Source organism: Prochlorococcus sp. MIT 1300, assembly GCF_034092375.1.
GTDB lineage: Bacteria > Cyanobacteriota > Cyanobacteriia > PCC-6307 > Cyanobiaceae > MIT-1300.
In genome coordinates this window covers 35813-48681 of record NZ_CP139302.1, presented here as the reverse complement: position 1 = coordinate 48681, position 12869 = coordinate 35813, and the positions used below count along the sequence as shown (strand labels likewise).

Sequence of the window (12869 nt, the reverse complement as noted above, 5' to 3'; positions counted from 1 at the left end):
GTCTTAACAACCAAAATCAATGAACCAACCTCTCCCAAAAGAAAAAAGCAAAACCAGAGGCAGCTTTGCGAACCTATTGATATGGGCAGCTATAGCTTTATTAGTTAGATGGCAAGTTGTTGAGCCTAGATGGATCCCCTCAGGATCGATGTTGCCAACATTGCAAATTCAAGATCGAATCCTAGTCGAGAAAATACGCCCAAGAATTGCAAAGAGTCAAAACAAGCATCTCAGGATGGGTAGCGTTGTTGTTTTTCACCCTCCTGAAAGGCTCCTAGCAGAAGGCTATGAGCAAAATTCAGCTTTAATCAAAAGATTAGTTGGTCTTCCAGGAGACGTAATAGAAATCCGTGATGGACACCTATGGAGAAACAAACAATTAATTCAAGAACCATGGCTTAATAGTCCAATGAATTACCAAATGTCGCCAATTAAGGTTCCTGAAAACGAACTTTGGGTACTAGGTGACAACCGAAACAACAGTTTAGATTCTCACTTTTGGGGCCCATTACCCGAAAAATCTCTTATAGGTACAGCAATATGGAGATATTGGCCATTGGAAAATTTCGGCCCAATTCGGTTCCCCACCCCTCCGAAAATCAAACATCAAGAGGATACTGCGTTAATGTCAGTATCGTGATGTAGAGCACACTGGGATGTTCAACCCGGAGTTCATAACCACTGACAACAGCGACAGTCATGAAAGCAACGCGCTGATCCAGTATTTACAGGATCAATCCCCTGATGTACTCCAGAGGGTTGCGAAATCAGCAAGTAGCGACATTCAAGACATTATTCGCCACAATGTCCAAGGCCTACTTGGAATGCTGCCAGGGGAGCAATTTGAAGTAAAGGTAACTTCAAGCAGAGATCACTTTGCAAGTCTGCTTGCATCAGCAATGATGACAGGGTATTTCCTAAGGCAAATGGAACAACGCAAAGAATTGGAAGAAACAATGTTTGCAGATGAATCAATGTCAGTAAATGAAGAGGACCTCAATCTTTAAAAGCTTTCAAAGGATTCTTAGGAACAACACCCCTATCAAGAAGAGTTTTATCTAATCCTCCTAAGAATCCCCAATCTCCATCATCTGGAGCCCATTCTCTGTTAGAAATTTTTCTTTTAAGTTCTCTAGCTTGTCTATTATTAAATTCCACTAAAGGAGAGTGGTGAGCAGAAACTAGCCATTTTAGTTTTTCCAACCTATTTAATTTATCTAGCCATTCCAAAAAGCTTTCCCTTGCCCTAGGGAAAACTAAACGTTCCAAAACAGGTGCTATTTGAAGGAGTGGTTTTTTCTCTCCTAATAATTGCATAGCAGCAGTATCCCACCCATCTTTCCATTCAAATGGAAAGATGCCAAAATGAGCTCTTGGAGATCGAACTCCAGGTCTAAAGGCATATCTAAGAACTTTCGAAAGAGGTGGAATATCTAATTGGGCAGGGCGCAAAAAAGAAGCAAATAAAACTAATCTTGCCCAGCCTTTTCTCCTTGAATGAGGCGAATCCTTTAAAGGTTCATCTCCTCGATCACGCGCATGAAAAAGCAGTGGTGTTGGATCTTCATTAAAAAGCGCTGGGGGATCGGCACTAATCCCCACCAAAGAATCCGTCACAAGAAGTGCTCGTGAAGCCTTATGGAAACAAGAAACCTCTTGAAACCTTCCTAAACCAATATCCAAAGGCCCTAAAGGAATCCATTCACAAGTTTCCTCATGTGGCAGACCATCTTCAAACAAAGTTTTTGTACGAGCAGATGGTATTCCTAACCATGCCAAAGGCATCTGAAATGGAAAACTCCACTGCCCTGGACAAATCCATAATTCCGCCTTAGGAAAAAATCTTGCCAATGCAGGTAATGAAATTTTGTGTTCTAGGCCTGAAGCCGTTGGGAGAACAATTGACAGGACAGGACCATGCTTTTCGATGAGTTCTCTCAAAAATGCAGTCAACTCCTTAGTTGGTGGCAGAGGATTAACCAACATCAAACCACCTGGGACTTTTGCAACTATTAGTCGAACAGGAACAGCCACGTAATAAAGGCCTTGAAGTTGTTCCAAACCCCAAAGCTGATCAGGAACCAGCTCTTTAAAAACCGTTCTTTTATAGCCGTAAGGGTAAAGAGGCAAAAGTCCCCACCAAGGCCAGTGGCGACTAAGGAAATCATTCCCTTCCTTGGGGGAACTGAATTGGCTAGTCACGGTCATCGACCGAAAGAATCATTTAATTTAAAAATGCCATATCTAGGGGCGAACAAAAATGCTATTAAAAAGATACAAGTCTGAACCAAAACAATTGACCCCCCAGTCTCTATATCTGACCAATAACTAATATATACACCTATTACACTGGATATAACACTGCTAGATATAGCAATTATTGTCATTCTGTCAAAGCGATCAGTCAACAAATATGCAGTTGCCCCTGGTGTAATTAGCATTGCAACTACAAGAATTATCCCAACTGTTTGAAGGCCTGCTACCGCCGCCAATGAAAGCACAGAAAGAAGAAGATAATGCAAAAGTCCTGTATTTATTCCAATAGATCTTGCATGAGTAGGGTCAAAGCAATACAGCATTAGATCTCTTCTAAATAATAAAAGGACTGAAATAACAATTGCCGAGATAATAACCGTCTGGTTTACATCACTTCTGGAAATACCAAGGGGGCTCCCAAAAAGAATATGCATCAGATCTATATTGCTTTTTATTTTCGAAACTAACACCAAGCCCAAAGCAAAGAAACCTGTAAATACAAGGCCAATTACTGTATCTTCTTTAACTCTTGACTTCTGCTTAATAAAGCCTATTAAGGCTACCGATCCAACCCCAAAAACAAACGCGCCTATAGAAAATGGTAACCCCAACGCATACGCTACAACTACACCAGGCATTACTGCATGAGAGACAGCATCACCCATAAGAGCCCACCCCTTTAAAGTCATATAACAAGAAAGCAATCCACAGACTCCCCCAACGATTGCACTAACCATTAATGCTCTTCGCATAAAGTCATGGGATAAAGGTTCAGTAAGCCATGAGTATGAAATTGAAGAAAGAATAATTTCGTTCATCTCTCAAAACCCTCAAGGCTTGTAGTTCCTGACAACAACTCCGGGGGCATACCTCCAAAAGTCATGGTTAGGTTTTCCGAAGTGAATATTTCAGAAGTCTCTCCATAAGCCAAAACAGTCTTATTGATTAAGACAACCAGATCACAAAAATCTCTTACATGACTTAAATCATGTGTAGAAATCAAGATTGTTCTAGCTTCTTTTCGAAACTGCAGAAAAAGTTCAGCCATAAGTTTTTCAGTGCGAATATCCACACCACTAAAAGGCTCATCTAAAAGCAAAACTGATGCCCTTTGAGCTATAGCTCTTGCAAGGAAAGTTCGCTTGCGTTGCCCTCCAGAAAGTGAGCCTATTGGTTTATCAGCTAAATCTAAAAGTTCCACTCTTTCAAGAGCATGCAGAACAGCTTTCCTGTCAGATGGCCTAGGAATTCTTAAACAATTCATTGCGCCATAACGTCCCATCATCACTACATCCCAAACACTTACAGGGAAAGAGCAATCAATACCTTCACTCTGAGGCACATAAGCTACGGCTTGATCTCTCTGTGCATTCCGAACCCCCATTCCATTGATCAAAATCTTCCCTCTTGATGGACGAACAAAGCCCATTAAGGCTTTAAAGAAAGTCGACTTTCCCGCACCATTCATCCCTACAAGCCCACATATCGAACCTCCCTTTAACTTCAGGCTCGCGTCATAGAGAGCCACCGTGCCGTTGTAATCCACACATATCTGATCAGCTTCTATGCGGAAAAAGTCATTGCTGCTGTTACTTTTAGAAGAAGTATTCATCATTGTTAATTCTCTTGAGCCAAGCCTTCACGAATCAATCGTAAATTGTGCCGGTGAAGTTCTAGCAAAGTAGGGGCAGGGCCATCTTCCTTTGACAAAGAGTCCACATAAAAAGTACCTACAAACCTTGCCCCACTCGACCTTGCAACTTCGCGTTGGGCCTTTGAACTGACTGTACTTTCGCAAAAAACAGAAGGAATATTTTTCTCTTTAATTTTGGCAATTAAGCGACTCATTCTTTTAGGGGTAACCTGACTCTCTGCATTAACAGGCCACAAATATGCTTCTTTCATACCATAATCCTTCGCCAAGTAGCTAAACGCACCTTCGCAAGTTACCAATACACGTTTAGAGGGTTTTATACTTGCAAGAGACTTACGAAGTTGATCATCAAGCTTTTGAAGTTTAGCTTTGTAAGCATTACCATTTCGTATATAAATATCCGAACCAGAAGGGTCCAACTTGCTGAAAGCTAAAACTAATTTGTCAACATAATAGATAGCCCTCTTAGGCGACATCCAAACATGGGGATTAGGCTTTCCAGAATATACATCACCCTCTATTAATAACGGCTTCATTCCTTCACTAAGGACCACTGTTGGTATATCACCAGCAGATGATATAAATTTTTCAGCCCAAAGCTCTAGGCCAAATCCGTTCTCCACAATTAAGCTAGCAGACGAAGCCTGAACTAAATCGCTTGGGGTTGGTTTATAGCCATGTATCTCAGCACCTTGCTTAGTAATTGACTTAACAGAAAGTCGATTACCAGCTACATTCCTAGCCATATCTGCCAACACTGTAAATGTTGTCAGAACAAGAGGTTTCCCCGAGATATTAGACTCATTCTTTATCGAAGAACATGACACCATTAAAGGCATAACACTACAAACAAACCCTATCAGAGTCTTATGAATACACTTTAGAGAAGAAGTCATTATTGTTTAATTACTCCAAAGATAAAATGAATGAATAAAGGAAAACTTAGGAAGATTTAAATTAATTCAATTAAAGTTTCCATGAATTAGTACTAATAAACCTATTATTTGGAAAGTCTTTTAGTCAAGTCAGTCAAGAGACTGTTTACCTTAATTTTAATTTCCTGGTGGATCATAGTGCTTAACTGCCAACCGCTCCAGGCTGAGAAGCTGCAAAACCTTTTTCTTGGTCAATAAGCCAACTTGCTGCCTGTTTTAGAAATGCAGTCCAATCAACACGCTCATCTTCAGCAGCCTTCTCAACAAGTTTTGATGCCTGTGATTTCAATGCCTCCAAATCCGGCTCACTAATTCCATTATTTAATGCCATCCAATCAGCCATTGATCGTCCTACCACTCGAGTGAGGTATGCAGCACTAAGAGCCTGAAGAGTTCCTGCAGCAAGCCATGAGCCCCCATGCAGCTTTGCAAAACCAAGCAAAGCCTGGCCACTCCACTCAACAACACCTTGAGCAACAGCTGCAGTAGCAAGTTGTTTTGCTACTACTTCCAATACCTCTGGCTTCCATGGGCAAGACCATATTTTTGCCATTTCTTGAAGCATCAAACCATTGACTACTGCTACAGCCAACAAATCAGTGGATGGAACTGGAGAAGCAAAAACCGCTCCAGCAACAAGCCACTGAGTCCTTTGTTGAATTGCCCTTAACTTGTTTCTTCTTAAAAGCTCCAACTCTTGTTGCCAAGAGCTATGAAGTTTGGAGAGCAATCTTTGACGAGTTAGATCAATATTCCTCTTAGGGGAATCAAGGACACGTCTCAAAGGGCTAAGTACTTCTCTCAAGTTTTCTGGTTGGGACTTCTGCCAATGAATAACCCTCTTTGCCCACCGTGAAGGCAATTGAGCATGAAGACCTTTTAACTGATCAGTCCAAGTTTCAGAATCATCCCAATGAACCAAAACCCAGGAATGCTGCTCAGGAGGAACTTTCTCCAACCAAAGCAAATCAACTGCTCTTAACGGCAATGGCAAGGCATATAACAACAGGTCTTTGTCAGAAAGTGATTCTGGCAAAGACCAAGAGTTGTCTTCCAATGGCAAAGGACATGCCCAATCAAGTTCTAGTGGATGAGGGCCAGAAATAGCATTCTCAACATCATGTTTTTCCGGAAATTCAGAGCCTATTGAACCCACTAAACCAATAGACTGAGGTCCTGATCTATTAATAATCTTCTCTAAAGCAACCTCCCGTGATCTTTTTTGTCCCAAAAGAGGCTGCTCCTCAAGATCATCAAATTGTGAAAGGACCTCCTTACATCGTTTTAACCATCCTTGAAAAGAATCAGGGGACTCAAAGGTTGGCCCATCAGGTTTAAATAACCACCAAATGCCAATACCTCCAATAAGAATTCCTAAGCCACCTCCAGGGAGATGTAACCAATCACCAATAACCCATTGACCAAGAAAAACAAGTACTACCCAAAAACTCATCCGCCTGACTTGGACCGAAAAGCTGGTTATAAGATTTTGAGGCAACGAGATTTTTGTCACAGAGCCGCTGCGTCTTTAGATGTATTAGCTCAGTTCAAGCCCCAAGCAAATTTCAAATGGCTGAATTTTTATAAAAGAACTTGTAAAAGCCCCATTCTTTAAAGAAATCCAAATGAATCTAGAAGGCATTTTGGGGCTAAAAAAAGAAACTCAAGATGTGTATCTGCTGAAGCAGCGCCACAAATGCATCGCCAGAGCACCAATGATGCGTCACACTTGCCCCTGACAATAGGTAGCCGGCCATGGGTGACTCCTTCAGCGAACCTCAGCAAAACGGAAATCAGAGAGAGGCCTCACGAGAGCTGCCTAGAGGTGGTTCTAGAGGGGGTAGGGGACCGGGGAATAGGGAACCAGGTGGCTTCCGAATTCGCCTAAGTGATAATGAAATGCGCTCAGCGAGAGCATTACAAGAGGCATTTAATCTTCGTTCAACAGTTGCTGTGCTTGGGTTTGCCCTCCGTACACTTGGGCAGATGCTTGAAGAAGGGAAACTAAATGAGCTAGTTTCTCAGCATCGTTCACAAGGATCAAGAGGTCCTAATCGAAGGGAAGATGGCCCACAAGGAGCTAGAAGAAACCGTTTTGATTCTGATAGGCAAAGCATTAACAAAGGACCTAAACCAAACCCTTTCGCAAGACCTGCTAAACCCCAACCAACCGAACCAAAAGCAGAAACCAATGAAATAGACGATTCCCAAAGCGAAATTAAAAATTTAGATGACCAAAATCAATCAACTGATTCCACAATTCAACAAGAGAAACCAACTGAAGAGCAGAGTTCAAGTCAAACAAAAGAGGATTAAAAAACATGTCGCCAAAGCGAGTTCTCTCAGGGGTGCAACCAACAGGTGTTCTTCACCTGGGAAACTGGCTTGGAGCTATACGCAATTGGGTAGACCTACAGGAAAGCCATCAGAACTTTGTTTGTGTAGTTGACCTTCATGCAATAACTGTTCCTCATGATCCTCTAATACTTGCTAAAGACACCCTCTCAACAGCTGCACTCTATTTAGCCTGTGGAATAGACCCACAACGTTCAACAGTTTTTGTACAGAGTCAGATCCCGGCTCATAGCGAGCTTTGCTGGTTACTTAACTGCCTAACTCCTTTGAACTGGATGGAAAGAATGATCCAGTTCAAAGAGAAGGCTGTCAAACAAGGAGATAATGTTTCAGTAGGCCTTCTCGATTACCCATTACTAATGGCAGCAGACATCCTTCTTTATGATGCAGATCTGGTACCGGTCGGAGAAGATCAAAGACAACATTTAGAACTCGCCAGAGATATAGCCCAACAAAGAGTTAACGCACGTTTCGGTTCCGAAGAAAACCCTGTTCTCAAAGTCCCTGAAGGACTGATTAGTGAACAAGGAGCAAAAGTAATGAGCCTGTTAGATGGTCGTCGCAAGATGAGCAAAAGCGATCCAAATGAAAATAGTCGAATTGGACTATTAGATAAGCCAGATGTAATTACTAAGAAAATAAAAAGAGCAAAAACAGACTCTGAAATAGGTTTAGAATTTGATAATCCAGATAGGCCAGAAGCAAATAATCTTCTTAACCTTTACTCACTCCTATCTGGGGTTGATAAAACAGCAGCAGCAAAAGAATGTGCTGAAATGGGATGGGGCAAATTCAAACCATTACTTTCAGATGCAGCCATATCAGCTCTAACCCCCATACAAAAGAACTATTCGGAACTAATCTCAGACCCTCTAGAGCTAAAGAGTATTCTCAATAATGGCAAGGAAAAAGCCGAAGAAGTTGCTCAGGCAACTTTGAAACGTGTTCGTGAAGCTATGGGCTTCCTGATAACAGAATGCTAGTTCTAACAAAACAAAGAAATGGCTTGGCAAGAAAAACAAGCTCATTCAAAAAGAGATGTATAGAAAAATCTCTTAACTCACTGTCAATAATTAAACGAAGAGGAACTTAATCATGCCAGCGATCACACTTCCAGACGGGAGCAAAAAAAACTTCCGATCATCAGTGACAATAATGGAAATAGCTGAAAGTATTGGTCCTGGACTAGCTAAAGCAGCCGTTGCTGGCAAGGTTAATGGGGAGCTGCTTGACACATGCATACCCATAAATAGTGATGCCAATGTCAGCATAATTACCACTAAGGATGACGAAGGGATTGATATTGTTCGCCATTCTTTCGCGCATATGGTCGGACACGCAGTAAAACAACTCTTTCCAGAAGCCAAAATGGCTATAGGGCCTGTGATTAAAGATGGCTTTTATTACGATATCTCTTATAAGGAGCCTTTCACGCCTGACGACCTTGTTCAAATAGAAGCTAGAATTAATAAACTTATCGAACAGGATTATGACGTAATGGTTGAAGTTGTTTCTCATGAAGCTGCTAGAGAAACATTCTTAAAGCGCAATGAGATTTACAAAGTAGAATTAGTAGATTCAATACCAAATAATGAAACAATAAAACTATATAAACATCAGGAATATATAGATATGTGCCGAGGGCCCCATGTCCCAAATACTAGGCATTTACGTTCGTTCAAGCTAACGAAAGTATCTGGGGCGTATTGGCGGGGTGACGCTAAAAATGAGATGTTGCAACGTATTTATGGCACGGCATGGGGTTCAAAAAAAGAACTAAAAGCTTATCTCAACCGTATTGAAGAAGCTGAAAGAAGGGACCATAGAAAGATCGGAAAACAATTAGGCCTTTTCCATACTCAAGAGGAGTCACCTGGAATGATATTTTGGCACCCAAAAGGATGGTCAATTTATCAAGTTCTAGAACAATATATTAGAAATTTGCTTCGCTCTAATGGATATCAAGAAATAAAAACTCCACAAGCAGTTGACCGAGTTCTTTGGGAAAAATCAGGTCACTGGGAGAAATTCAAGGAGGATATGTTTACAACAACATCTGAGAATAGAGAATATGCAATTAAACCAATGAATTGTCCATGTCATGTACAAGTATTCAATCAGGGACTTAAAAGTTATAAAGAACTTCCTATAAGACTCGCAGAATTTGGCTCCTGCCACAGAAATGAGCCTTCAGGTTCATTGCACGGCTTAATGCGTGTCAGAAATTTTGTCCAAGATGATGCACATATCTTTTGTGCAGAAAATCAAATCCAAAGTGAAGTTTCTACCTTTATTGACTTGGTATTTGAAGTCTATCGTTCGTTTGGGTTTGACTCAATCATTATCAAACTATCAACGAGGCCAGAAAAGCGTGTAGGCAGTGATCTGATTTGGGACAAATCTGAGAAGGCATTAAGTGATGCATTAAACGCAAAAAATTTAGACTGGGATTTACTCCCTGGGGAAGGTGCCTTTTATGGTCCTAAAATAGAATTCTCCCTACAGGACTGTTTAAACAGAGTTTGGCAATGTGGCACAATTCAAGTTGATTTTTCAATGCCAGAACGACTAGGTTCATCTTACATTGACGAACAGGGTCAGAGAAAAACACCAGTCATGCTTCACAGAGCAATATTAGGTTCTTTTGAACGTTTCATTGGCATTTTAATTGAACATTATGCGGGTCGTTTTCCGGCGTGGCTAGCCCCCATTCAAGTTGTGATTATGGGTATAACAGACCGAAACTCCAATGCATGCCAAGAGGCATACAACAATTTATCCAAAAGTGGTTTTAGGGTTCAACTCGACTTAAGAAATGAAAAAGTTGGCTTTAAAATAAGAGAACATACACTTCAGAAGGTTCCCTTCCTTCTAATAATTGGAGATAAAGAGCAAGAGAAAGGAGAAGTTTCTGTGCGAACTCTTAAAGCAGAGGATCTTGGGAGCATGTCACTAACCTCTTTTTCACAAATATTGCAAAACCAGATATCAAAATTGGGTAGGGTTAATCAAAACTAGCCTTTCCTCGAGTCTAAAAAGAATATATTTATTAAAAGATTAGGCCAACTTCTTACTTTTTGGAGTCAATTAAAGGCTATAAAGCTATCGAATTCACATCAAATTTTTCTAAAGTATCATGAGCCAGCACGATATACAATCTCTTCGAGATCTAAATGAACTCAGAACGGCCCCGGTTTTGAAGAAGCAGCAGAAAGAAAAATTACTAAAAGAGCTTCAAATGGAAATGGCAAAAGCAGAATGGTTCACATTAGGGATTATGGCACCATCAGCAAATCAGTCATTAATGACCATTAGACAAATTGAAAGAATCCTTGTATGGCCTCCTATGGAATTAGTAGAAGCTCCAGAGGAAGAAGGTCCAGTATTCTTGAAAGCCAATCAATCCAGCGGTGAAATTCGCATTCGTCATGAAGAAGGATTAGGAGAAGGTATTTTAATTAGTAGTCACCATACAGACCCAACTGAGCCAACCTTCACCTGGGGACCTCTACCATTAGACCTCTTCAACAGCTAAGTAATATGCGAAGGCTTGCAAATCTACTATTCATTGTTCAGCCTAGAAAAAGGCTAATAGTTCTACAATCTTATGAAAGCCAATATTAACTTTCTTGCAGGAGATTTAGGAGGAACAAAAACTCTGCTGGCCGTTTATAAATGGAACGGTGAATTACACAAACTTCACTCCAAGAAATATTTATCTGCTGAATGGCCATCTCTTCAATCAATGGGAGAGGATTTCTTAAAAAATCTTCCATCTTCTCTAGAAAAACCAACTTATGGATGTATTGCAGTAGCAGGACGGGTAAAAAATGGCTACGCGAACATAACTAACTTGTCCTGGCAGTTGGACGCACAAGAGATCTGCAATACATTTAACCTCAAAAGACTAGAGTTGATAAATGACTTTGAAGTTTTAATTTTCGGCTTACCATTCTTCAAAGGTAACCAAAAAAAATCTATTCAAACTTCAACTAAGCATGTTCTTCTAAAAGGACCTGTTGCAATTATTGGCGCTGGCACTGGTCTTGGAATCGCTCGTGGATTGCCTACTAAAAATGGCCTCATTTCTTTAGCAAGTGAAGGGGGGCATCGAGAATTTGCACCTCGCACAGATCAAGAATGGCTTCTAGCGAATTGGATCAAAAAAGAACTTGGACTAAGGAGGCTTTCAGTAGAAAGAGTTGTCAGTGGAAATGGACTTGGGCTAATAGCACTTTGGCGCTTACAACAGTCCGATGTAGCATCTCACTCATTAAAAAATCATGCCGAGCAATGGGGTCAAAGCTTGCAAGAAAGCAATAGTAATAAGCGTCCCGACTTGCCCAAAATGGTTAGTTCTGCAGCCAAGGGGGGAGACCCTGTCATGAAAGAAGTCCTTAGATTCTGGCTAAGTGCTTATGGGGCCGCTGCAGGTGATCTTGCTCTTCAAGAACTTTGTACTGGTGGCCTATGGATAGGTGGTGGTACAGCCCAGAAGAATCTAAAGGGCCTGCTATCTGCAACATTCCTTGATGCTCTTCGAGAGAAAGGAAGATTTAAATCTTTTGTTGAAGAATTACCAGTAATAGCTTTAATAGACCCAGAAGCCGGTCTATTCAGTGCAGCATGTAGGGCGAAAATGCTCACAGAGTCAAAAAGCACACTGATCTGAGCAGAAAAATTGGATGGTGCAGCCAAGAATCGGTCAAAAAGTAATAGTGGACGTTCCGTCTACAACTGCCAACTTAGGTCCTGGATTTGACTGTCTAGGTGCAGCGCTGGAACTAAATAATCGGTTTGTTATGCAACGAATAGAGGGAAATGGAGAAAGGTTTGAACTAATTATTGAAGGAACGGAAGGGAGCCATCTTCGAGGTGGACCGGACAACCTGGTTTATCGAGCAGCTCAAAGGGTTTGGAAAGCAGCAGGTCTTGAGCCTGTAGGCCTTGAGGCACGCGTAACACTTGCTGTTCCACCTGCTAGGGGTTTGGGCAGTAGCGCTACGGCAATTGTTGCAGGGTTAGTTGGAGCCAATGCTCTTATGGGTGATCCTCTTAGGAAAGAAAAACTTCTAGAACTTGCAATTGATATTGAAGGCCATCCTGACAATGTGGTCCCATCACTACTTGGGGGACTATGCATTACAGCTAAAGCTGCTTCCGAACGATGGAGAGTAGTTAGATGTGAATGGCTAAATTCTATAAAAGCTGTAATAGCAATTCCTTCTATCCGTCTAAGCACTAGTGAAGCAAGACGTGCCATGCCCAAAAGCATCCCCCTTGGAGATGCAGTAATAAATCTAGGCGCCCTAACACTCCTTCTCCAAGGGCTTCGTACAGGCAATGGAGATCTAATAGCAGATGGAATGCACGACAGGCTTCATGAGCCCTATCGATGGAGGTTGATCAAAGGAGGCATTGAGGTCCGTAAAGCAGCTCTAGATTCTGGAGCTTGGGGCTGTTCAATTAGTGGGGCAGGACCAAGCTTGATTGCTCTTTGCCCTGAAGACAGAGGACAGGCAGTAAGCCAAGCAATGGTTAAAGCTTGGGAAGCTGCTGGTGTGGCAAGTAGAGCGCCAGTGCTAAACCTACAGAAAGAAGGCAGCAATTGGCATCCCGAAGAAGATGAGTAGATTTACTCACGTTTTCACCCAGAAGCTGATAAGTTC

At 41.5% G+C, this 12869-nt stretch carries 13 protein-coding genes; 8 read left to right on the top strand and 5 right to left on the bottom strand.

Annotated features, from left to right (window positions below):
- Positions 1 to 19: 19 nt before the first annotated feature.
- Complete coding sequence (gene lepB / locus SOI83_RS00230; protein ID WP_320676557.1) at positions 20 to 640, top strand: signal peptidase I; 621 nt, start codon at positions 20 to 22, stop codon at positions 638 to 640.
- A 16-nt stretch (positions 641 to 656) separates the two neighbouring features.
- The gene (locus SOI83_RS00225) at positions 657 to 1007 is read left to right on the top strand and encodes a DUF760 domain-containing protein (protein ID WP_320676556.1); all 351 of its coding nucleotides are present in this window, start codon (positions 657 to 659) and stop codon (positions 1005 to 1007) included.
- Here the strand turns inward: SOI83_RS00225 and SOI83_RS00220 are convergent.
- The 5 genes from SOI83_RS00220 to SOI83_RS00200 form a co-directional block, all read right to left on the bottom strand.
- Entirely contained in the window at positions 997 to 2208 is a 1212-nt protein-coding gene (locus tag SOI83_RS00220; RefSeq protein ID WP_320676555.1) for a DUF4336 domain-containing protein, read from the bottom strand. The genes SOI83_RS00225 and SOI83_RS00220 overlap by 11 nt on opposite strands.
- Positions 2205 to 3074 (bottom strand): metal ABC transporter permease, encoded by an 870-nt coding sequence (locus SOI83_RS00215; protein WP_320676553.1) that lies wholly within the window; start codon positions 3072 to 3074, stop codon positions 2205 to 2207. The genes SOI83_RS00220 and SOI83_RS00215 overlap by 4 nt, the downstream gene beginning before the upstream one ends.
- Positions 3071 to 3868, bottom strand: coding sequence for a metal ABC transporter ATP-binding protein (locus SOI83_RS00210; RefSeq protein WP_320677758.1), 798 nt, complete (start codon positions 3866 to 3868; stop codon positions 3071 to 3073). Before SOI83_RS00210 ends, SOI83_RS00215 begins: the two co-directional genes overlap by 4 nt.
- A gap of 5 nt (positions 3869 to 3873) precedes the next feature.
- The gene (locus tag SOI83_RS00205) at positions 3874 to 4749 is read right to left on the bottom strand and encodes a metal ABC transporter substrate-binding protein (RefSeq protein ID WP_320677757.1); all 876 of its coding nucleotides are present in this window, start codon (positions 4747 to 4749) and stop codon (positions 3874 to 3876) included.
- Between the two features lie 238 nt (positions 4750 to 4987).
- A complete protein-coding gene (locus SOI83_RS00200; RefSeq protein ID WP_320676551.1) occupies positions 4988 to 6298 on the bottom strand; it encodes a YcjF family protein in 1311 nt (436 codons plus the stop codon).
- Between the two features lie 302 nt (positions 6299 to 6600).
- On the opposite strand from SOI83_RS00200, the gene SOI83_RS00195 reads away from it, so the two are divergent.
- The 6 genes from SOI83_RS00195 to thrB all read left to right on the top strand — a co-directional run bounded on the left by SOI83_RS00195 (position 6601) and on the right by thrB (position 12833).
- Complete coding sequence (locus SOI83_RS00195; RefSeq protein WP_320676549.1) at positions 6601 to 7161, top strand: hypothetical protein; 561 nt, start codon at positions 6601 to 6603, stop codon at positions 7159 to 7161.
- A 5-nt stretch (positions 7162 to 7166) separates the two neighbouring features.
- Entirely contained in the window at positions 7167 to 8183 is a 1017-nt protein-coding gene (gene trpS / locus SOI83_RS00190) for a tryptophan--tRNA ligase (RefSeq protein WP_320676548.1), read from the top strand.
- A 112-nt stretch (positions 8184 to 8295) separates the two neighbouring features.
- Complete coding sequence (gene thrS, locus SOI83_RS00185) at positions 8296 to 10218, top strand: threonine--tRNA ligase (protein ID WP_320676547.1); 1923 nt, start codon at positions 8296 to 8298, stop codon at positions 10216 to 10218.
- Between the two features lie 118 nt (positions 10219 to 10336).
- Positions 10337 to 10735, top strand: a complete 399-nt coding sequence (locus SOI83_RS00180) for a DUF1824 family protein (RefSeq protein ID WP_320676546.1) — start codon at positions 10337 to 10339, stop codon at positions 10733 to 10735.
- 72 nt (positions 10736 to 10807) lie between these two features.
- A complete protein-coding gene (locus SOI83_RS00175) occupies positions 10808 to 11872 on the top strand; it encodes a glucokinase (RefSeq protein WP_320676545.1) in 1065 nt (354 codons plus the stop codon).
- A 13-nt stretch (positions 11873 to 11885) separates the two neighbouring features.
- On the top strand, positions 11886 to 12833 hold the full coding sequence (thrB, locus tag SOI83_RS00170) for a homoserine kinase (RefSeq protein WP_320676543.1): 948 nt from the start codon (positions 11886 to 11888) through the stop codon (positions 12831 to 12833).
- The last annotated feature ends 36 nt before the right edge of the window (positions 12834 to 12869 follow it).

Coding starts and splice junctions, on each gene's coding strand:
- thrB (WP_320676543.1), top strand. CDS start 11,886: ATGGTGCAGCCAAGAATCGGTCAAAAAGTAATAGTGGACGTTCCGTCT.
- SOI83_RS00225 (WP_320676556.1), top strand. CDS start 657: ATGTTCAACCCGGAGTTCATAACCACTGACAACAGCGACAGTCATGAA.
- lepB (WP_320676557.1), top strand. CDS start 20: ATGAACCAACCTCTCCCAAAAGAAAAAAGCAAAACCAGAGGCAGCTTT.
- SOI83_RS00210 (WP_320677758.1), bottom strand. CDS start 3,868: ATGAATACTTCTTCTAAAAGTAACAGCAGCAATGACTTTTTCCGCATA.
- thrS (WP_320676547.1), top strand. CDS start 8,296: ATGCCAGCGATCACACTTCCAGACGGGAGCAAAAAAAACTTCCGATCA.
- SOI83_RS00220 (WP_320676555.1), bottom strand. CDS start 2,208: ATGACCGTGACTAGCCAATTCAGTTCCCCCAAGGAAGGGAATGATTTC.
- SOI83_RS00215 (WP_320676553.1), bottom strand. CDS start 3,074: ATGAACGAAATTATTCTTTCTTCAATTTCATACTCATGGCTTACTGAA.
- SOI83_RS00200 (WP_320676551.1), bottom strand. CDS start 6,298: ATGAGTTTTTGGGTAGTACTTGTTTTTCTTGGTCAATGGGTTATTGGT.
- SOI83_RS00180 (WP_320676546.1), top strand. CDS start 10,337: ATGAGCCAGCACGATATACAATCTCTTCGAGATCTAAATGAACTCAGA.
- SOI83_RS00205 (WP_320677757.1), bottom strand. CDS start 4,749: ATGCCTTTAATGGTGTCATGTTCTTCGATAAAGAATGAGTCTAATATC.
- SOI83_RS00195 (WP_320676549.1), top strand. CDS start 6,601: ATGGGTGACTCCTTCAGCGAACCTCAGCAAAACGGAAATCAGAGAGAG.
- SOI83_RS00175 (WP_320676545.1), top strand. CDS start 10,808: ATGAAAGCCAATATTAACTTTCTTGCAGGAGATTTAGGAGGAACAAAA.
- trpS (WP_320676548.1), top strand. CDS start 7,167: ATGTCGCCAAAGCGAGTTCTCTCAGGGGTGCAACCAACAGGTGTTCTT.